The 20,806-nt window shown below is 40.1% G+C and carries 16 protein-coding genes; 3 read left to right on the forward strand and 13 right to left on the reverse strand.

The features are described 5' to 3' along the window. Nucleotides 1-590: 590 nt before the first annotated feature. The 6 genes from PQ479_RS09855 to ade all read right to left on the reverse strand — a co-directional run bounded on the left by PQ479_RS09855 (nt 591) and on the right by ade (nt 10,033). A complete protein-coding gene (locus PQ479_RS09855; protein ID WP_047990018.1) occupies nt 591-1,814 on the reverse strand; it encodes a CamS family sex pheromone protein in 1,224 nt (407 codons plus the stop codon). A 14-nt stretch (nt 1,815-1,828) separates the two neighbouring features. After that, a complete protein-coding gene (ligA, locus tag PQ479_RS09860; RefSeq protein ID WP_047990019.1) occupies nt 1,829-3,853 on the reverse strand; it encodes an NAD-dependent DNA ligase LigA in 2,025 nt (674 codons plus the stop codon). A 14-nt stretch (nt 3,854-3,867) separates the two neighbouring features. Continuing rightward, nucleotides 3,868-6,111 (reverse strand): DNA helicase PcrA, encoded by a 2,244-nt coding sequence (gene pcrA / locus PQ479_RS09865; RefSeq protein ID WP_047990020.1) that lies wholly within the window; start codon nt 6,109-6,111, stop codon nt 3,868-3,870. Nucleotides 6,112-6,164: 53 nt separating this feature from the next. After that, complete coding sequence (gene pcrB / locus PQ479_RS09870; protein ID WP_047990021.1) at nt 6,165-6,860, reverse strand: heptaprenylglyceryl phosphate synthase; 696 nt, start codon at nt 6,858-6,860, stop codon at nt 6,165-6,167. A 595-nt stretch (nt 6,861-7,455) separates the two neighbouring features. Then, nucleotides 7,456-8,031, reverse strand: a complete 576-nt coding sequence (locus PQ479_RS09875; RefSeq protein ID WP_047990022.1) for a nitroreductase family protein — start codon at nt 8,029-8,031, stop codon at nt 7,456-7,458. 265 nt (nt 8,032-8,296) lie between these two features. Next, the gene (gene ade, locus PQ479_RS09880; RefSeq protein ID WP_047990023.1) at nt 8,297-10,033 is read right to left on the reverse strand and encodes an adenine deaminase; all 1,737 of its coding nucleotides are present in this window, start codon (nt 10,031-10,033) and stop codon (nt 8,297-8,299) included. 215 nt (nt 10,034-10,248) lie between these two features. Between ade and PQ479_RS09885 the strand changes: the two genes are divergently transcribed. Together PQ479_RS09885 and PQ479_RS09890 are read left to right on the forward strand one after the other, a co-directional pair. Then, nucleotides 10,249-10,647, forward strand: a complete 399-nt coding sequence (locus PQ479_RS09885; RefSeq protein ID WP_273716960.1) for a hypothetical protein — start codon at nt 10,249-10,251, stop codon at nt 10,645-10,647. Nucleotides 10,648-10,878: 231 nt separating this feature from the next. Then, nucleotides 10,879-12,399 (forward strand): polysaccharide deacetylase family protein, encoded by a 1,521-nt coding sequence (locus PQ479_RS09890; RefSeq protein ID WP_053070500.1) that lies wholly within the window; start codon nt 10,879-10,881, stop codon nt 12,397-12,399. A gap of 256 nt (nt 12,400-12,655) precedes the next feature. Here the strand turns inward: PQ479_RS09890 and PQ479_RS09895 are convergent, their stop codons facing one another. Genes PQ479_RS09895 through PQ479_RS09905 form a run of 3 tightly spaced genes read right to left on the reverse strand, consistent with a single transcriptional unit; the run spans nt 12,656 to nt 15,831 of the window. Then, nucleotides 12,656-12,964: a YerC/YecD family TrpR-related protein gene (locus tag PQ479_RS09895; RefSeq protein WP_047990025.1), complete on the reverse strand. Its 309-nt coding sequence runs from the start codon at nt 12,962-12,964 to the stop codon at nt 12,656-12,658. 51 nt (nt 12,965-13,015) lie between these two features. Then, nucleotides 13,016-14,053, reverse strand: a complete 1,038-nt coding sequence (locus PQ479_RS09900) for a DUF3048 domain-containing protein (protein ID WP_047990026.1) — start codon at nt 14,051-14,053, stop codon at nt 13,016-13,018. A 38-nt stretch (nt 14,054-14,091) separates the two neighbouring features. Next, a complete protein-coding gene (locus tag PQ479_RS09905; protein WP_047990132.1) occupies nt 14,092-15,831 on the reverse strand; it encodes an adenine deaminase C-terminal domain-containing protein in 1,740 nt (579 codons plus the stop codon). Nucleotides 15,832-16,026: 195 nt separating this feature from the next. On the opposite strand from PQ479_RS09905, the gene PQ479_RS09910 reads away from it, so the two are divergent. Further along, nucleotides 16,027-16,254: a YgaP family membrane protein gene (locus PQ479_RS09910; RefSeq protein ID WP_047990027.1), complete on the forward strand. Its 228-nt coding sequence runs from the start codon at nt 16,027-16,029 to the stop codon at nt 16,252-16,254. 88 nt (nt 16,255-16,342) lie between these two features. On the opposite strand, the gene purD is transcribed toward PQ479_RS09910, so the two are convergent. Genes purD through purM form a run of 4 tightly spaced genes read right to left on the reverse strand, consistent with a single transcriptional unit; the run spans nt 16,343 to nt 20,803 of the window. Then, nucleotides 16,343-17,617, reverse strand: a complete 1,275-nt coding sequence (purD, locus tag PQ479_RS09915; RefSeq protein ID WP_047990028.1) for a phosphoribosylamine--glycine ligase — start codon at nt 17,615-17,617, stop codon at nt 16,343-16,345. A gap of 33 nt (nt 17,618-17,650) precedes the next feature. Next, nucleotides 17,651-19,186, reverse strand: a complete 1,536-nt coding sequence (gene purH / locus PQ479_RS09920) for a bifunctional phosphoribosylaminoimidazolecarboxamide formyltransferase/IMP cyclohydrolase (RefSeq protein WP_047990029.1) — start codon at nt 19,184-19,186, stop codon at nt 17,651-17,653. Then, nucleotides 19,179-19,769 carry a phosphoribosylglycinamide formyltransferase gene (gene purN / locus PQ479_RS09925; protein ID WP_047990030.1) on the reverse strand — a complete coding sequence of 197 codons (591 nt, stop codon included), beginning with the start codon at nt 19,767-19,769 and terminating at the stop codon, nt 19,179-19,181. Before purN ends, purH begins: the two co-directional genes overlap by 8 nt. Next, nucleotides 19,766-20,803, reverse strand: a complete 1,038-nt coding sequence (gene purM / locus PQ479_RS09930; RefSeq protein WP_047990031.1) for a phosphoribosylformylglycinamidine cyclo-ligase — start codon at nt 20,801-20,803, stop codon at nt 19,766-19,768. The genes purN and purM overlap by 4 nt, the downstream gene beginning before the upstream one ends. Between the last annotated feature and the right edge of the window lie 3 nt (nt 20,804-20,806).

Here is a 20,806-nt window from a genome sequence, read left to right on the forward strand (position 1 = left end):
ATGTTTGCAGTAAATAATAAACTGTTTTCTCGGTATTCATACATTTTTGTCATACTTTATTCTTAAAACGTACATCTTATCGAATAATCTGATTTTACGGTAAATTCTAATAAAACGCGTAGGTCTTTTTCATATACAAAAAGAACCACGAGTTTTCGTGGTGTTTTGTATGAAAGTTTGATGCTGGTACTCATGTGCGGAGCTTTGCTCGCCGCTACCGAAAATCATGCTCCGCGTCCTGCGGGGTGGCGCTGAACTAACTGGCTTCGCCAGTGGATTTCAGCCCGCCACTATGTCCCGCGGGAGTCTCCGTATGTTTTCGTCCGCTAGGTTACTGTTGATTCATAAGTTCAAAAAAGAAATCCAACACTATCCTTTTAAAATGAAAAAGAACAAAGGCAAAGTGAACGGAAATACACCAGTTAAAGAGTCAAACAGCACTTTTACTCTTTATGTTGTTACTTCCCGGCTTTCCCTACAACACTCGGCACCAATTGAATGAAGTTCCACCAGTCAAAAAGCCAAACACCGCTTTCATCTTTGCTGGTGGAGAAGCAACTATGCTCCGCCATCGTTGTGTGATGCTTGTCCTATTGGTTGATGTGTAGTTCTGGTTCTGAGTTAGGACTTCTAATGATCATTGCTTCTTGTTTTCCACTTGCTGATTCTAGATAAACATTCACTTTTAAAGATTCCGGAAAACGTTGGGTAATACGACTGGCAATGAATTGAGATATCGCAATAATTTCTGTTTTTCCTTGATACTGTAATGACACATCAATCGTCAACTCTTGAAGATTTTCATTATTATAAAAGGCCCTTCCAACTACCCCAACGTAGGTTGAGAAGAAATCTTGAATATCTTCCCTTAATAAGTTAAACGCGTCGGCATCGCCACGGACATCTCGGTTTGCTTCTGTGGAAGGGAATAAGTAATACTGTTCATTAATTGTTTGCCAACCCGATAAGCCTCCATTTGGTTCAGCTTTGGCGTGTGCCACAAAATTTCCCGGAATTGCCGATTGTGGTGGCTGCTCTTGGAACAATGCAAAGACTATAGGAATTTGGTTAAAAGCTCCGTCTTCACGTCCGTCAGAACGTAAACGTTGTAGAACCTTTTCAGCCGCTTCTTTCCCTTGCTCTAGCACTTCCTCATGATTAAGTTCGTGACTGAATACATGAAATCGTCCATCTGGAAAAGTAACTCGATATCTAAAGGTATCTTTTAAAGATAAACCAATGACAATACCACCTACCTCGTATTTCCCCTCAGAACTTTCTACAAGATAGTTATGCTCCAACAAATGAGATAAATAGGAAGGATCTTCTTCTTCACGCCCTCTTGATACTTGGACTATCTCATCCTCAGACATTCCTTCCATCTCATTATTAGATAAACGGTCAATCGAAGGGTTCAATCCGTTTGGATTATTTTCCGTTTCTCTACTAATCCAACTTTCCACTTCGGCTTGTCTTAAAAATTGACCCTCACGAAAAAAGTAGCGTTCACTCGGAAAGAACTCTTGAGCAATTCTTGTTAAACCGAGCTCAAATTGATCAAGATCAATACGATTCGCTAATTGGCCTGTTCCAACCCCTCTTGCCTCACCATGTGGATAAGTACCATCGTATAAAATACTACGATAATAATCCTCAGGTGATGATATCGATGGAATAACACCTACATCAACATCCTCCACAGTCGGGTCGTCTTCAATACTATTATTATCATTAGGCGGTTGTAGGATCGGTAAACAACCACTCAGCACTAATAGGATTGTTAACATAAGTAAACCTAGTTTTTTCAACGCCATTCCTCCTCTCCTAATTAGTTATTAATAATCTCCGCGAATGCAGCGATGAGTTGATTCTCATCCCATATTTGTACGCCTAGCTCTTCTGCTTTTGTTCTCTTCGAACCTGCGTCCTCACCAGCAATGACTAAGTCCGTTTTTTTACTAACGCTGCCTGTCACTTTTCCACCTAATTCCTCAATCCTCACCTTGGCTTCGTTTCTCGTTAGCTGTTCAAGTTTTCCTGTTAATACAACCGTTTTATTAAGAAATGGACTACTCTCTAATGTTGAAAGATCCTGACTGCCTGTAGCTCCCTTATAAGCCAAATTAACACCCAACTCACGCAGCTGTCCTATTAATTCTGTGACCTCTGCTTGCTCAAAATAAGAGAAAATAGAGCTAGCCATCTTTTCCCCGATTTCATCTATCGCTATCAGCTCCTCCTCGCTTGCTTCTTGAAGAGCCTCTATTTTTCCAAAGTGAACAGCCAACGTTTTCGCTGCTTTTGCCCCTACAAATCGAATGCCTAACCCAAAAAGCAGGCGCTCCAATGAGTTTTCTTTGGATGCCTCGATAGCCGCCAATAAATTGTCTACTGATTTCTCTCCCATTCGTTCAAGTTTCAACAACTCATCTCGCTCTAAACGATACAGATCCGCAACCGTTTGAATGAATTGATGAGCAAAAAGCTGAGCAATCACCTTCTCACCAAGCCCATCAATATTCATCGCATTTCTCGAAACAAAATGAATGAGACCTTCACGTATTTGAGCAGGGCATAACGGATTCAAACACCTTAAAGCAACTTCCCCTTCTAAACGAACAAGACCACCATCACATTCAGGGCAATGAGTTGGCATTGCGAAGTCTCGTTCAGAACCATCTCGTTTATCTACAAGAACATTCACAACTTCAGGGATGATATCACCGGCTTTTTTAATAACAACGGTATCTCCTAATTTGATATCTTTCTCACGAATCAGATCTTCATTGTGAAGGGAAGCACGCTTAACGGTTGTTCCAGCGACAACTACCGGATCTAAAATCGCTGTGGGTGTAATTACCCCTGTCCGCCCGATACTAAGTTCGATTTCTCTTAATGTCGTCACCACTTCTTCTGCCGGAAATTTATAAGCAATCGCCCATCGAGGACTTTTTGCTGTAAAACCAAGCTGTTCCTGCTGCTCAATGGAGTCCAGCTTAATGACAATTCCATCAATGTCGTAAGGAAGATCCTGTCTCTTTTCAACCCACTTATTTACATACTCAATGACCTCATCAATATGATTACAACGAGCTGTCTCTTGATTCGTTTTGAAGCCTAGCTTCTTAATAAGCTGTAGTGCTTCATAATGTGAATCGAGATCATCATTTTCTAAATATCCAATCGAATAAGAGAACATCGATAAGTTTCGTTTAGCTGCAATTTGTGGATTTAATTGACGGAGAGATCCCGCAGCTGCATTACGAGGGTTGGCAAATTTCTCCTCCCCCGCTACTTCTCTTTGTTCATTTAGTTTTAAAAAGGATTGCTTTGGCATATAAGCCTCACCACGAACTTCAATGGTCACGTCTTGATTTAATTTTAAGGGAATCGCTTGAATTGTCTTAAGATTTTGGGTGATATCTTCACCTGTCGTTCCATCCCCTCTTGTCGCACCACGAACAAACCGCCCGTTTTCATAAGTTAATGCGACAGCAAGCCCATCTATTTTGAGTTCACATGTATAAGCAAGATCATCACCAATTTGATTACGGATTCGCTTGTCAAAATCACGTAAATCTTGATCCGAAAAAGCATTACCAAGACTAAGCATTGGCGTTCGGTGCTCTACTTTTTCAAAATAAGGCAACGGCTCCCCTCCAACACGAACCGTAGGTGAATCGTCGGTAATTAGCTCCGGAAAAGCTGTTTCAAGCTTTATTAATTCTTGCAATTCAAGATCATATTCAGCATCAGATACAACTGGGTTGTCTAATACATAATACTGATGCCCATACTCATTTAATCGCTCTTTAAGTGCGGCAATTTTTAACTCAGCGTCATGTCTATCCATTCACTTCTTCCTTTCTACTGCTTCGAAATCGGAGCAAATTTGGCAAATAAGCGTTTAATTCCCGTTGGCTGTGGAAAGGCTATATCCAATTCTAAGGAATCATCCTCGCCTCTTGTACTGACAACCGTACCTACGCCCCACTTTTTATGATTAGCTTTATCGCCGACTTTCCAACCAAAGGATTCTCCACCTGTTTCAGTCATCTGTGGACGATTCAAAGTCTGTGTGGATTGTGAAGTTGGTTGTTTTCGTTGCATCGGTCGTGATGTTGACATCCAACTTGGTTGTGTTGGTGCCTCCTTTTGAAGAGGTTCTAGACAATTCTCTGGGACTTCTGCAATAAATCGCGACGGCGGATTCGTATTAGTACGGCCAAACATCGTTCGCATTCTTGCATTCGTCATATATAATCGTTTCTCAGCACGAGTAATCCCTACATAGGCTAAGCGACGCTCTTCCTCCATTTCGTCCTCTTCAAATAAAGAGCGACTATGTGGAAATACACCTTCTTCCATACCAATTAAAAAGACAACAGGAAACTCCAAACCTTTAGCTGAGTGTAAGGTCATTAAGGTGATCGCATCTTTTGGCTTTTCTTCTTCTGCTTCATCATCTAATCGGTCAATATCTGCGACCAACGCTAAATCTGTTAAAAAAGCAACCAGCGATTTATCTTCATTATTTTTTTCGAATTCCTGCGTAACCGTAATGAATTCATCAATATTCTCTAGTCGACTTTGAGCCTCAATGGATTGTTCATTTTTCAGCACATCTCGATAACCTGTTTTTCCCAATAAGTCTTCAACAAGCTCTGTTATCGATAAGTAATCCTGCATTTGAATCCAATGACCTAATTGCTCACTAAATTCCCTTAATTTCGTTACCGCTCGTGCTGACAATCCCGTTTGTTCCACTTCTTGTAAAGCAGAGAAAATCGATAAACCATTTTGAATTGCATAAGTAGCGAGCTTATCAACTGTCGTTGCACCAATACCACGCTTAGGGACATTTATAATTCTTCTTAAACTAATATCATCATCTGGGTTAGAAATTAAACGTAAATAAGCTAATACGTCTTTGATTTCTTTCCGATCATAGAACTTCGTCCCGCCAACAATGTTGTAGTCCAGGTTCGATTTCACAAAAAATTCCTCAATTACACGAGATTGAGCATTCGTTCGATATAAAATAGCTACATCCGAGTAGGAATATCCTTCCTCTCGCGTTGCCTCTTGAATCCTTTCAACGACAAATTGAGCTTCTGCTTGCTCAGTATCTGCCGCAAAATACAAGATTTTTTGTCCTTCATCATTTTCAGTCCATAAATTCTTAGGCTTTCTATTACGGTTGTTGGCAATGACTTCATTTGCCGCTTGAAGAATCGTTTTTGTTGAACGATAATTTTGCTCAAGTAAAATGACTGCTGCATTCGCATAATCCTTTTCAAACGATAGAATATTCGCGATATCAGCACCACGCCAACGATAGATTGATTGGTCGGAATCCCCGACGACACATAAATTTTCATATTTATCACTTATCATTTTGACGAGCATATACTGGGCTCGGTTTGTATCCTGATACTCATCAACAAGGATATATTGAAATTTACGTTGATAAAACTCCAGCACTTCAGGTACAAGCTTAAACAAGTCGATCGTTTTCATGATTAAATCATCAAAGTCCATCGCATTGTTACTCTTTAACCGCTTTTGATACTCAGTATATACATCAGCAGCGACTTGCTCATACATTTGCGTTGCACTTGCTTCAAATTCCTTAGGTTTTGTTAATTCATTTTTGGCACTGCTAATTGTTCCAAGAATACTTCTTGCATCAAACTTCTTAGAATCAATATTTTTTTCTTTTAAAATTTGTTTAATTAATGAAAGCTGATCCGTCGAATCTAGAATCGTAAAGTTTCGACTATAACCGATACGATCTACATCTCTTCGTAAAATCCGTACACACATCGAGTGGAACGTTGAAATCCAAATATCTTCCGCGACAGGTCCTACTAATTGTGCGACTCGATCCTTCATTTCTCTTGCTGCCTTATTTGTAAAGGTAATCGCTAAAACATTCCAAGGTGCAATTCCTTTCTCACGTAAAAGGTAGGCCACTCGGTGAGTAAGCACACGAGTCTTTCCACTACCCGCACCCGCCATTAGAAGTAGGGGACCTTCTGTATGTTTTACCGCTTTTCTTTGCTCTGGATTTAAACCCGACAACATTTTCTCAATGATTTTCTCTTGCATATCCGCCACCACCAAACATATGTTCTTATTTATATCATAATGTGTTTACGTATTTATTGCAATGCACCTTTCACAGCTGCAACCGTACTTAAAGCCTTGTCAAAGTCATCGTAAATTAAATTGCCAACAACGATCGTATCTGCATAGGCAGCCATTTGTTTGGCTTGCTCTTCCGATTGAATACCACCACCATAAAATAGCTTCGTCTGATCAAGGACAGCCGACACTTGCTTAACCGTATCAACGTCACCATACATACCACTGTACTCTAAATAAAAGACTGGAAAATGATACAGGTGCTCTGCCATACGTGCATAAGCTAAAACATCATCTTGATCCATTTCAGTATCTGCTTCGGTTAACTCAGCAACTTTCGAATCAGAATTAAGAACACAATATCCTTCCATAACGACTTCTTCCCAATTCATAATCGCTCCATATTCTTTAATGGCCTGATGATGTTGACCTAATATCCATTCACGCTTTTGACTATTCATCACAGACGGAATAAAAAAGTAATCACATCCTGGAGTAATCGCCTCAACGTTAGATACCTCTAATGCACAGGAAATGGCGTACCTTCTAACCTTCGCCATTAATTGTAACGTATTATCTAGTGTTACACCGTCTGTTCCACCGATAATAATTCCATCTGTCCCTGATTCGCAAATTGCTTCTATTTGTTCATCCGTTAACTCTTTATTAGGATCTAACTTAAACACATGACGCCACTCGTGAAATTCTAGCATCTAATCTCCTACTTCCCCTACAATCTTCTTATCCATTCTCACCAATAAAATAAGACTTATTCTGTTCGTCATTATACCAAAGATAGTAGGAAATGTCGTCGCTCTCCTTCAGTTAAATGTTGACCAAATTGTAGAAAACAATGGGATTTTAGTGCCGAATAATTGGACGATGCACATATTCGGTTTTTATTACGTACGGAAGTTAGCACTGATGCTCAATAAAAGTTGACTTCTTGTTTTTGTTAATGCACGTGCAGAGGTAAACAGCCTTGCGCTTCCGCCGTATTGTATTCCTCATACTTATTGCTTCATCGCTGCGTATTTTCGTTTGCATCGCATTAAAATCCCTTTGCTTCATTGCTGTGTATTTTTCTTTTGCCCGCATTGAATATTCTTTTTTCTGCTTCTTTGCTACGTATTATCATTTGCTCCGCATTGAATATTCTTTTCTCTGCTTCATTGCTGAGTATTTTTTTATCAACTGTCCTTTACTTTTTCCCGTTTCATTGAATTCAATCTTTCACTCTATTTAGACATAAAAAAAGCCCTGCCATTTGAGTAGCAGGGGTATCTTATTCTTTTCTTATACTCAGTACTATTTATTAATAACGACCAATTTATCTTCAACCATTGTTCTTTTTTTGGCTTTTGGAACAATATCATAATAGCCAATATGAAGAGTGGCAACAATCTTCTCCCCTGGTTTGACACCTACAGCTTCTCGAAAACTAGGATCTAGATTATATGCATTGGTTTTCCAACAAACGCCCATTCCTTTTTCCCATGCCAATAGTTGAAAGTTTTGTACCATCGCTGAAGTCGCACACATATCTTCTTCCCACTTTTTTTGTCGAGGGTCCTCAGGCATTACGACTAATAAATGAAGAGGAATATCTTGATAATATTTCATCATATTATCGGCTTTTTTCTCTTTTTGCTCAGTGGTATACGTTTGAATAACAGCATCAGCAAACGTCTTCTTTCCCTCACCTTCAAAGATAATAAACCGCCAAGGCTCACGTTTTCCATGATTAGGAGCATAGACTGCATCATTTAAAAGGCTGATAACCTCTTCAGTAGGAATCGGGTCTGATTTAAAATCACGAATACTTCTACGCTCCCTAATTAATGTCGAAAGCGAACTTACTTTATCATTCACTAATACACTCATCTTAAGCACCACCTGTTAGCTTTTAATCAAATTTATCTCATCAATATTGATAATCATTTTCACTACCTCCAGTATAAAGTGTTCAAGAACGAAGAGCAAGTTATCCAATTTTTAATAGGATCGATGGTTTTACATCCAATCATCTTATATTCACTTACTCATACAACATATTCCCTGTACCCACAAAAAAAGAGAATAGTTATTAACCAAAATTAGCACCTAACCGTAGTTGGTTAGGTGCTGTGTGCTCACATCGAAAATCCTGCTATTGAATTGACATATGTTTAAATTCAACGACATTAAACAAGCCAGTATCGGTTAGTTTTATCGCCGGAATTACAGGCAGTGCTAAAAAAGATAATGTAATAAAAGGATTCCACTTTTCTTTAAATCCTATTTCCACTAACGCTTTGTCAATTTCTTTGAGCTGTTGATAGACTTCCTGATGCGATTTCAAGCTCATAAGTCCAGCTAATTCTAGTGATAAATCTGCTAGAATTCTCTCTCCATCAACGACGGCAATTCCACCGTTGATTTTTTTCATATGCGTAATCGCCGTGTATAGGCTTTGATCGTCTACACCACAAGCAACGATATTATGTGAATCATGTGCAACGGTCGAGACGATCGCACCTCGTTGGAGCGGTATCCCTTTTACAACACCAAGTCCTATATGCCCCGTCGCGTGATGACGTTCAACAACGACTTGTTTTAATTGGCCTCGTTGATTAGAGCTTAGAAAATATCCATTATTTGTATCGACTTCTTCTTGTAAATGTTCCGTTATAATGGAACCTGGTTTTGTAGAAATTACATGAACGGGCTTTCCATTTTCTATTGGTAAAGCGAGGTCATTCATGGAAAAGTCGGCAAAACGAATACTATCTGTTAAAGAAGCTGGTGGCTGGATAGGTGACCTTAGCTGCTCTATCAGCTTTCCGTCGCTTGCGACTTTTCGTCCACCAACATAAACATCATCAATGACTAATTGAGTTAAATCACTTATGATCACAAAATTCGCTTCATAACCCGGTGCAATGGCTCCTTTTTCCTTTAAACCAAAACATTCTGCCGCATTCAAACTTGCCATTTGAATCGCCTGGATAGCGTCGACACCGTGTTTAATCGCTAATCGTATATTGGCGTCAATACTGCCAAATTCAATGATGTCATCCAAATGTTTATCGTCAGTCGAGAATACACATCGTCTTGCATTTGCCGGAGTTAATATCGGTAATAATGCTTCTACATCTTTAGCTGCTGTTCCTTCACGCATGAGCAAATACATACCGCGCTGAAGTCTTGCCTTGCCCTCCTCGGCTGTTACAGCTTCATGGTCATTACGTATGCCAGCTGTCATATACGTATTTAATCCTATTTCATCTAAACCTGCCGCATGACCATCTATTCCTGCTCCTTCTTTTTTAGCGATCATAAGCTTCTTAAGCATCTCGTTATCACCTGAAAAAACGGCTGGATAATCCATGACCTCCCCCAATCCATAAACAGCCTGCTCATCAAATAATTGTTCGATTTCATCTGAGCTTAAAGTCGAGCCGCTGTTTTCAAAAGAGGTTGCTGGAACGCAAGATGGTGCCATCATTTTTACATCTAGGGGAAGATTTTTTGAGGCAGCTACCATATATTGAACAGCCTTTAATCCTCCAACATTTGCGATTTCATGTGGGTCAGCCATCACTGTTGTTATACCTTTTGGCACCACTATTTTTGAGAACTCTTCTGGTGTTACCATCGCCGATTCAATATGTACATGCCCATCGATAAAAGAAGGTGAAATATACTTTCCCTTTAGATCAAGCAACGTATCTCCATCTTCATAGGCACCGATTCCGACAATTTGACCATTCTTTATCGCTACATCTGCTTCATATATTTCTAGATTAAAAACATCGATGATTTTTCCATTTTTTAAAATGAGATCCGCTGGCTCTTTTTTTGCTGAAGCGAAAATTTGTTGTTTATAATTCTCTTCAAAATTCATCCAAACACCTACCCGTTTACCTATATTTTTATTATTGTAGTATGATTTCGCAAAAAAAGCAGTAATCACGTGAGAAAATCAATCTAATTTTATTTGAAAGTTGACTAAAGGCGATATGCAGAGGTTTACTCGCCGCTAGGTTACTGCTAGTTCTTAAGTTCAAAAAGCTCAGGCTTTCTCCTGCTTTTTCAGCCCGCAACCCCGAGATTCCGCTTTTGCTCGGGCTTTCTCCCTCTTTTTCAGCTCGCAACCCCGAGATTCCACGTTTGCTCGGGCTTTCTCCTGCTTTTTCAGCCCGCAACCCCGAGATTCCGCTTTTGCTCGGGGTTTCTCCTACTTTTTTCGCCCGCACCCCCGCGATTCCGCTTTTGCTCGGGCTTTCTCCTACTTTTTCAGCCCGCAACCCCGAGATTCCGCTTTTGCTCGGGCTTTCTCCTACTTTTTCAGCCCGCAACCCCGAGATTCCACGTTTGCTCGGGCTTTCTCTCTCTTTTTTCGCCCGCAACCCCGAGATTCCGCTTTTGCTCGGGCTTTCTCTCTCTTTTTCGGCTCGCAACCCCGAGATTCCGCTTTTGCTCGGGCTTTCTCCTGCTATATTCAGAGAAACGGTATGAGAGGACCCTTTGATTATACTTATTTTTTATTTCGGCATATTCGACACTTTTTATGCACATTTGAATCATTTTAAAGAACTTATTTTTTTGCCGATGTCTTTTGTTCTATTACCTTTCAGCTATTTTACAGTTTAGTAATGTTTACCATGAATTCATTGAATCTACTCGCATTATTCTGTGATAAGATGGGAGAGTCAGAGTTTGTTAGAAACAGCTTAGGGGTTTTGAATGATGAGTTTAAAAATGAAATCATACGTACTATTAAGTTTATTTGGTATTTTAACTTTATTAATTGCTATCCATCAATTTTCTCCATCTATAGGTGTCGCAACCAATAGTGTACAAACAGATATTAATTATGAAAGTAGATACGCTGGGTTGGATATAGAATTTGTATCCAAACACAGTGAAGATTACACAACCTCTATAAGTAAACCAGTTACGAGTAGCCAGAAGGTAAATGAAAAGATTGAAGCGTGGTTAACAGAGCAAGAAGAGCAGTTTTTAGAAGACGTACATAAGCTTAAATCGAGTGGTACACTTGATGTTCAAGCCAATCTAAATATCCAATTGGAGACGAATCCATTAGCCGAACAACAGTATCATTTATTATTTCATGTTTATCAATTTATGGGCGGTGCCAATGGACAGGAGTCACTACATAGTTTGACAGTTGATGTTGCTTCTGGGAAATTGATTACAATTGAGCAAATTTTGGACACAAACCATGTACAATTTACCGACATACATACTTTGCTAGTTAATGCTCTCATTGAAGAAGGTATTGACGACATCTACCAAGAGGAGTTGTCTACGACTATGAACAACCCTTCCTTATGGACATGGACAACAAACGAAGAAGGGCTCACTCTTCATTTTGACGAATACGAGATCGCCGCTGGTTCAAATGGACCCATTCACGTAACGCTTCCTTTTGATGAAATCAGTGATTATATTAAAGACGACTGGAAAAGAGTCTGGGAGCTTGTAGAAGAAACTCCGACTGAGAGTGAGGAACAAGCTGAAGACGAACATCATTCAACCGATGTTCATGAGCCTGATCAAATAATTAAAGAAAAGGAAGAACAAGATCCACCTCAAGAAGATATCTTGTTTGAGCCTAACCAACTAGAAAAAGACGGTAAGTATATTGCTCTAACTTTTGATGATGGACCTCACCCTAGAATTACGCCTCAGATACTCGAAACGTTAGAAAGCTTTGATGCAAGAGCGACTTTCTATATGTTAGGCACACAAGTTGATTTCTATCCTGAGCTCGCTATAGAGGTTGCTTTATCAGGGCATGAAATTGGTAATCATACGATGAATCATATGAATATGACCACACTCAATCGGGAGCAATTAGTTAGAGAACTAGCTGATACGACGAGTATGATTGAGGAGGTTATTGGCATCACACCAACGACAATGAGGCCTCCTTATGGCATCTATAATCAACAAGTCGTTGATGTTTCAACCGAATTAAATTTAGCGATAGTGAATTGGTCTGTCGACTCTGAAGATTGGAGAAGTCGTGAAGTTGGGGCCATTAAAGAGATGGTATTTAAAGACGCTGCCAATGGGCGTATTGTCCTTTTTCATGATATTCACCAAGCAACAGCCGATGCATTACCTGCTGTTATGGAGCAATTACAAGCAGAAGGTTATCAATTTGTGACAGTCTCTGAGCTTTTAGAACTAGAGCAGAGTAACCTCGATATCGGACCACACAGCAGAAGAGTAATTGAATAAAAGTGAGATGATTGGTAAAATATTTCCTTAAATTATATTTTTGGCAAGCCATCTAGTTTGATAGGAAACTAGATGGCTTGCCTTTTTCGGTTTCCATTTCTATTCCTCATTCTTGACCGTTTTGAAAATAACTCACTTTTTTCAGTGAATCTCCAGCGAGATGTTGCTTGTTTTTCTCTTAATACCCACTACTTTTTAACACGATCAAAAAAGTCTACTGATTAACCTTTTGAAAGGTGTTCAGTAGACTTACCTATTATTCTTCGATCGTTTGTTGTTCCTTCACACGATCCAACGTCATTTTATAACCGTCATTGCCATAATTTAAACAACGCTTTACTCTTGAAATTGTTGCTGTACTTGCACCTGTTTCTGTTTCAATTTTATGGTATGTATAGCCTTCTTGAAGCATGCGGGCAACCTCTAAGCGCTGAGCTAATGATTGAATCTCATTAATTGTACATAAATCATCAAAAAATTCATAACACTCCTCTAGGTCTTTTAGAGAGAGAATTGCATGAAACAATTGGTCAAGCTCTTTTCCTCTTAATTTATTTATTTGCACTAAAAAGCACCCTTTCTCTTTTTAATCTTTAAAGCAGCCTACACTAATCCCTTAATACGCGACACTCCCTGAAATTCCAGGAGAATGGGGAATGATATTAATCCAAGTTTGACCTTTAGCAAATGGGATGATTTCACCATTTTTAATTGGAAGGATACGCCCACCTTCATTTACCCACTCAAGCTCTTGCATTTTACCTCGATGAATGAGTAAAGCCTTACCACCTGATTCGAGATCAACTGCTCTTCTTCCTGCCTGATCTAAAATTTCGTGCTCTGCTTCAATAATAAATAGATTCGATACCTCTATGGCTTCACCTGTTTCATAATCAACCGTTTGTTGGTTATTATGCCTTGTATAGGAAGCCTGAGATTCATCGTAGCGATAGTGGACATCATATAAATTTAAATAGTTAATCGTTATATCTTGTGCTTCTATGCCCTCTACCGTTTCATTATCCTCTAAAAACGTCAGAGGTTCAACCTCTGCTTCTAAAGAGAGCTGCTCTAACTCCACTCCCTCTAAAAACTGTTGCCAGTTTAAATACGAATTATGAGGGGCTTTCCGTCCGGCATAACGTTCAAATAACGTACCGTCATAAGAGATCCCGTTGAGATATTCAGTCGTACCAGTGGTTAATACCGTCTCAGCTGCTGGGCTCCAACCGTGGATGACCATTAGTGCCTCATAGCCATCAGCCAAATCTACAAAATACGGTCTCGCACTACGAATAGGCCCTATCCTCTCTGGCTGCTGACTTTGATATAAAGCAACAAATCGAGTTACTTCAAATTCAGCTAATACTTCATAAACCATATCCGCTTCTAATAACCCCGATTGAGGTCTAGCAGCAGGAGAATTGTTAATAACTGCTGCTATTACTCGTTGATTGACATCACCTTCTGCTTCTAGACCCGTTAACGGATACGTTTTAGCTTCTTCCACTTTGTCTTTCTCACCTGATTGCTCGTTATCATCAGAAGGTGATTCATGTTCGTCTGGCGCTGTTTGCTCGGATGAATGATTACGATCATTACATCCACCTAATAGGATACATACAATAACAAGGAACCCTAACCATTTCTTCATATCAATCTCCACAACCTTTTGTAAGTTCTTAAAGTAACTTAACGCATAATTGCTGGAAAGAGGACGGCTTTCTTTTTCACATCATAAATACCATTTTGCGTTAAGCGAATATACGGTAAATGTGTGGAAGAAAAGAAGAGTAGACTATAAATCGGATCCTCATGTTGATAGCCACGATCCTTTAATAGCTGAACGAGATGTTTTTCTTCTTCCATGATTCTTTCCATGGGTTTATTAGACATCATCCCTAGTAACGGCAGTTCAATATTACCAATAATCTCGCCTTTCTCCGCTAAGACAATGCCGCCACCCTGCTGCTTCATCTGCCTAAACGCACAAACCATATCAGGAATGCTTTTACCAATTAACATAACATCACCAGCGTTATTATAAGAGCTGGCTAATCCTGAAACTTGATTAGCAAATCCTTTAATCATCGTATTTACTTGCCACTTACCGTTACGATCAATCAGAGCACAGAAGCTTTCGTCATGTTCCGTACTTAAATGCTTGGTCGCAGAATCAATTGAGATATGATACGGTTTCAAAATAACCGCATTAGCCATTTCAATACCCATTGGCATCGAGAAATGAAGCTCATCTTCATGTAAATCCCAATTGTATTTGACCTCGCTTACCCCGTAATTTTCCCACGGGAAATCAAGGTCTGCTTGGATAAGTTGCTCGTCCTTCACAATCCACTGTCCTTTGGCTAATACAGAGGTTGGCGTCGGCTGATCCTCCGCCTTTAAAAAGTTGAGGTTTGCCATTCTTCCTGGAGCAATCAGACCATGCTTATTTTCAAAATTATAGTAACGTGCCACATTATAAGAAGCCATATTATAGGCCTCTATCGGTGGAACTCCATGATCAATAGCAATCTGTATCAGATGATTCATCACGCCAGCTTCATAGAAAGAAGGCGGAGAACCATCGGTTGTCATAAAACAACGATCAAAATTCTCTAATCCAAGGCCTTGAAGCTCTTGAATCATTTTCTCCAAATCAGGTCGAATCGATGAATGGCGCAACGATGTGTAATAACCCATATTAATTCTCATAAGTGCATCCTTACCACTCATCGATTCATGATCAGCTGTTACACCAACTAAAGCCATTTGTGTTAGCGTCTTTTCAGAGGCTCCAGGAAAATGCCCTTCAATCGGCTTTCGTAAACGTTGTGTTTCTTGAATCCAATGCAGAATCGAATCATCGCCATTTAATACTTTTGGCCATGAAGTCAGCTCCCCGCCTTGGACAACAAGGTGATGTTCAAGCCATTCCTTCATTTTTGAATTAGATATAACATCTTCACTGGATAATTCCGTTTGAGCGTCATAACGAGACCACCAGTACATCGAGGTTGGTGCCGTATCTAATTCACTTATCAAAGAAAGCGCTTTCTTTTTTTCGAGACTTAATAAAAAGATTAAGTTATCACTTACTAATGTTGTTGTACCTGTTTGTGATGCATACTTTGCAAAGCTCAGGGGATTATATAATTGATACGGATGAACGTGATGCTCGATATATCCAGGGACAATAAATTGATTTGTACAATCAACAATTTCTGTATCATTTAATAAAGTCGGCATCTTTTCACCAACATAAACAATCGTATCTTCCAAAATCCATATATTTGCTTTAAGCCAAGCTTGACGTGCTTGATTCAAATAAGTTGCATTCTTTAAAACAAGTGATGGAGCTTTCTCACCTTTAACAACAGCAAGCTGATGGCGAAGCTTTTTTTTGGTTGATCGGTTAATTCTCTCAGCCATAGGTTTATCACTCATTTCTCCAATCGGTTTTTTCTATAGTACCATAGAATGGGAAAAAAATTAGCAGTTATGTTATATGTTTTTACACAAAATTTAAAAAGTCAAGACTTTGTCACATTAATTAACGAAAGGTTCTACAGTTACTACCATTTCTCTACTCGATCATACCTAATTTTATGAAGGAGGTACAAGAACATGAGACCAAATATCGGGACTGTTGATGCATTAATACGTATTACAATCGGGTTTGTTTTACTAGCATGGACTGCGTCAAAAAGCCAACAAAGAATGTGTCATCGCTTTCCTTTTTTCACAGGGCTAATGGGAGCATTAAAAGTCGCTGAAGGGATAACGAGGTTTTGCCCCGTTTATTATGTATGTAAGAAGAATCAAAAGCAAAGGCACCAACCATTCTCTCACTAATCCTACGAGCACATGAATAAACAGTATGGGTTCATGTATATGTGCTCCCATACTGTACTATTCGCAAGTGCTCTAGGAATTTCCTTTATTATTTTAAAGATGTTGCTGATTGGATTGCTTTTTCGCCAATATCATTTCGATAAAATAAACCATCAGATTGTATCTGGCTTGCTGCTACGTAAGCCTGCTCTTTCGCCTCTGCAATCGTTGGACCTCTTCCAGCTACTAATAAAACTCGTCCACCATTTGTTAACCATTTGTTATGTTTCAATTCTGTTCCTGCATGAAATAGAAGATGTGGCTCTTTCATTTGTTCAATCCCTTTAATCTCTATCCCTTTTTCATACTGCTTAGGATAGCCTTTACTTGCGAGCACAACCCCTAAGACAGCATCTTCAGACCAAACTAATGGAGGAATCTCACCCGCTAATAAAGTTTGTAAAACCTCAAATAGATCAGACTCAAGCCGCGGTAAAACTACTTGAGTTTCCGGATCGCCAAAGCGCACGTTAAACTCAATCACCTTTGGACCTGTTGCCGTCATCATTAACCCCGCATATAAAATGCCTGTAAAGGCACGTCCTTCACTAATCATGGCCTCAGCCATCGGTTGTAAAATCTCAGCCACAGCCCTTTGTACATCTTCATCTGTAAATTGTGGAACTGGTGAATAGGCACCCATGCCACCTGTGTTTGGACCTTGATCATGATCATAGGCACGCTTATGGTCCTGTGCACCTACCATTGGCACGACTAAATCACCATGGACAAAAGCCATTAATGAGAGCTCTTCACCATCTAGGTACTCCTCAATCACTACCGAAGCACCCGCTGCTCCAAATTGATTATCTAATAACATAGACTTCAGTGCTTCAATGGCTTCTTCTTCTGTTAAAGCAACAACCACACCTTTACCTGCCGCTAATCCATCGGCTTTAATGACAATTGGTGCTCCTCGTTCTTTGACATATGCCGCTGCTTGCTCATAATTTGAAAAGCAGCGGTAGGAACCTGTTGGAATTTGATATTTTTCCATGATTTCTTTGGCAAAGCCTTTACTGCCTTCAAGTAAGGCAGCCTCTTTACTTGGACCAAAGGTAGGGATTCCCTCCAATTGAAACCTATCAACTAGTCCTGCTAATAAAGGGGCTTCCGGTCCAACAAAGACAAGCTCCACTTCATTTTTTAATGCAAAATGAACAAGCTCCTCGTGGTTATCTTCACTGATTGGTACTCTCTTCGCTACATCCGTCATCCCTGAATTGCCAGGAGCAACAAACACGTTAGTCACATGTTCACTTTTTGAAAATTTCCAAGCAATCGTATGCTCACGCCCGCCACTACCAATTACGAGTACATTCATCGTTTTGCCCCCTTTGGTCTTACATTTTTCTCATTAATGTTTAAAATGCCTTACACCGGTAAATACCATCGCCATACCATACTCGTTCGCTTTATCAATCGAAACTTGATCTTTGATGGAGCCACCTGGTTGAATGATTGCTGTCACACCTGCCTTGGCTGCTGCTTCAACCGTATCACCCATTGGGAAAAAGGCATCTGAACCAAGAACGGAACCAACAGACCGCTCGCCAGCTTGCTCAATCGCTATTTTGGCAGCACCGACACGATTCATTTGACCAGCACCAATACCGACTGTCATTTCATCATTGGTTAAGACAATTGCATTGGATTTCACATGTTTGACTACATTCCAAGCTAATTGTAATGCCTTCCATTCAAGGTCCGTTGGCTCTCTTTTTGTCACAACTTCTACCTGTGCATCTGCTAAGCCAAAACGGTCTTCATCTTGAATAAGTAAACCACCATGTATAGAAGTAATCACTCGTTCTTTCTTTATTTCTGCTTGTGTATCAATGGTTAAGAGACGGAGATTTTTCTTTTTTGTTAAAATCGTTAGAGCAGCCTCACTAAACGAAGGAGCAATAATAATCTCTAGGAATATCTCATTTAATTGTATCGCGGTCACCTCATCAACTTCACGGTTTAACGCAATGATGCCTCCAAAAATGGAGACAGAATCTGCTTCATAAGCAGAGGAGAACGCCTCGAGAATCGTCGCCCCGGTTCCAACACCACAAGGGTTCATATGCTTTACAGCAACGGCGGCCGGCACATCGAACTCTTTCACGATCGCCAAAACTGCATCTGCATCTTTTATATTATTATAGGAAAGCTCTTTCCCATGAAGTTGGTTCGCTTTAGCAATTGAATGGTGATCAGCTAATGGCTTCTCGTAAAATACAGCTTTTTGGTGAGGATTTTCACCATATCGAAGGTCTTGTTTTTTCGTATATGTAACGGTTAATGATTCGGGTGATTCCTCTCCTACAACATTGGTTAAATATTCGGCAATTAGCGCATCATAACTGGCTGTATGACGGAAAACTTTCGCAGCTAACCGTTGGCGTGTAGAAAAAGTCATTTCTCCAGTAGAAAGCTCTTCAAGCACAGTGCCATAATCTTTTGGGTCGACTACAACCGTGACAAAGCGGTGGTTTTTAGCAGCTGAACGTAACATACTTGGTCCACCAATATCAATATTTTCAATAGCCATATCTAAGGTTGCCTCTGGCTTTTCAATGGTTTGTTGAAAAGGATATAAATTAACACAGACGAGGTCAATAGGAGCAATCTCATGTTGCTGCAGTGCTTCTACATGTTCTTCTTTATCACGAATGGCTAAAAGCCCTCCATGAATATTCGGGTGAAGTGTTTTTACACGACCATCCATAATCTCTGGAAAACCTGTCACTTCCGAAATACCTGTCACTGATATACCCGCGTTTTGAATCGCTGCTTTTGTTCCACCCGTAGAGACGATTTCAAATCCAAGATCAACAAGACCTTGAACGAATTCAAGCACTCCCTCTTTATTGGACACACTTACTAACGCTCGTTTATTAGCCATGATACTCTCCCTCCATACGCTTCTGCTCACATATCATTTGTAATGTTTGTGGATATAGTTGATGTTCTACAGCTTGTATTTTTCTTGTTAACGATTGTCTCGTTTCTCCATTTTCAATCCTTATAGCCTTTTGAGCGATAATAGGACCCGTGTCCATTCCTTCGTCAACATAATGGATGGTTACACCGGTCACTTTAACACCTGCATCCAAAGCTTGACCTATTGCATCAAGACCTGGGAATGATGGTAGAAGTGATGGGTGAATATTGACGATCTTCCCCTCAAATGCCTTCAATAAGGTCGGTCCTACTAAGCGCATATAACCAGCCAAAACGATAAAATCGATTTCAGCCTCTCTTAAGTGCCTGATGATTTGCTCTTCGTACTGTTGCTTGGAATCAAAGTTACGAGGCACACATTCATAAACAGGTATCTCTTTTTTTAACGCCCGTTCATTCACTTTTGCCCCCGGTTTATCACAAATAATAAAGGAGACTTCAGCCTCTAACAGCCCTGCTTTACTCGCCTCAATAATTGCTTCCGCGTTTGAACCGCGTCCTGAGGCAAAGATCGCCATCTTCATCGGTCCAAGCCTCCAATAGTAATACTCGCTTCTTTATTCACTCGTCCAATTACAGTCGCCTTTTCCCCCTGTGCTTCTAGTACTTCCACCGTACGATCCGCTTCTGAAGCCGATACAACAACAGCCATACCTATGCCCATATTAAATGTTGAGAAAAGCTCTTTGTCAGACAGATTACCTTTTTCTTTTATGAGATCAAAAATCGATGGAATCGTCCATGTTATTTCCGGTATATCAATACCTAAGCCACCCGGCAGCATTCTTGGTAAATTTTCATAAAAGCCACCACCTGTAATATGAGCGATACCCTTTACATCTACTTCATCTAATAACGATAAAATCGGTTTCACATAGATTCTCGTTGGTGTTAACAGCTCTTCGCCTAGACTTTTTGTAAAACCCGCTAAGCTTTCGTATAAAGATAAACCAGCATCCTGAAGTAATACTTTACGAACTAAGGAAAAGCCATTACTATGTAGACCACTGGAAGCTAAGCCAATTACCACATCGCCAACTTCTATTTCCTCACCTGTAATGAGTTTCGACTTTTCAACGGCACCTACAGCAAAACCAGCAATATCATACTCATCAGGACTGTACATCCCTGGCATTTCTGCCGTTTCACCGCCAATTAACGCACACCCAGCCTGCTCTGCTCCATCTGCAACCCCCTGTACGATCGCTTCAATTTTATTAGGATCAGCTTTTCCTAAGGCAAGATAGTCTAATAGATAAAGAGGCTCTGCCCCTTGAACCACGATATCATTCACACACATTGCAACGGCATCAATCCCAATCGTATCATGTTTATCCATCATAAAAGCAAGCAAAAGCTTCGTTCCAACTCCGTCTGTTCCTGAAACGAGCACGGGTTCTTTTAGCTGTAGGGCTGATAGATCAAATAAGCCGCCAAACCCACCTAAGCCTCCCATGACTCCTTGTCTTGTTGTCCGTTCTACGTGTTGCTTCATTCGATTTACGGCTTCATAGCCCGCTTCTATATCAACACCAGCCTGTTTATACGCTTCAGACATAAC

The sequence above is a fragment of the Alkalihalobacillus pseudalcaliphilus genome (genome assembly GCF_028610675.1).
Classification (GTDB): Bacteria; Bacillota; Bacilli; order Bacillales; family Bacillaceae_D; genus Alkalihalobacillus; species Alkalihalobacillus pseudalcaliphilus.

What these genes read in the sequence shown, in the direction of transcription:
- PQ479_RS09910 (WP_047990027.1), top strand. Translation starts at nt 16,027, where the DNA reads ATGAGACCAAATATCGGGACTGTTGATGCATTAATACGTATTACAATC.
- purH (WP_047990029.1), bottom strand. Translation starts at nt 19,186, where the DNA reads ATGGCTAATAAACGAGCGTTAGTAAGTGTGTCCAATAAAGAGGGAGTG.
- purM (WP_047990031.1), bottom strand. Translation starts at nt 20,803, where the DNA reads ATGTCTGAAGCGTATAAACAGGCTGGTGTTGATATAGAAGCGGGCTAT.
- pcrA (WP_047990020.1), bottom strand. Translation starts at nt 6,111, where the DNA reads ATGCAAGAGAAAATCATTGAGAAAATGTTGTCGGGTTTAAATCCAGAG.
- PQ479_RS09900 (WP_047990026.1), bottom strand. Translation starts at nt 14,053, where the DNA reads ATGAAGAAATGGTTAGGGTTCCTTGTTATTGTATGTATCCTATTAGGT.
- PQ479_RS09890 (WP_053070500.1), top strand. Translation starts at nt 10,879, where the DNA reads ATGAGTTTAAAAATGAAATCATACGTACTATTAAGTTTATTTGGTATT.
- purD (WP_047990028.1), bottom strand. Translation starts at nt 17,617, where the DNA reads ATGAATGTACTCGTAATTGGTAGTGGCGGGCGTGAGCATACGATTGCT.
- ligA (WP_047990019.1), bottom strand. Translation starts at nt 3,853, where the DNA reads ATGGATAGACATGACGCTGAGTTAAAAATTGCCGCACTTAAAGAGCGA.
- PQ479_RS09875 (WP_047990022.1), bottom strand. Translation starts at nt 8,031, where the DNA reads ATGAGTGTATTAGTGAATGATAAAGTAAGTTCGCTTTCGACATTAATT.
- ade (WP_047990023.1), bottom strand. Translation starts at nt 10,033, where the DNA reads ATGAATTTTGAAGAGAATTATAAACAACAAATTTTCGCTTCAGCAAAA.
- purN (WP_047990030.1), bottom strand. Translation starts at nt 19,769, where the DNA reads ATGAAGATGGCGATCTTTGCCTCAGGACGCGGTTCAAACGCGGAAGCA.
- PQ479_RS09905 (WP_047990132.1), bottom strand. Translation starts at nt 15,831, where the DNA reads ATGGCTGAGAGAATTAACCGATCAACCAAAAAAAAGCTTCGCCATCAG.
- PQ479_RS09855 (WP_047990018.1), bottom strand. Translation starts at nt 1,814, where the DNA reads ATGGCGTTGAAAAAACTAGGTTTACTTATGTTAACAATCCTATTAGTG.
- pcrB (WP_047990021.1), bottom strand. Translation starts at nt 6,860, where the DNA reads ATGCTAGAATTTCACGAGTGGCGTCATGTGTTTAAGTTAGATCCTAAT.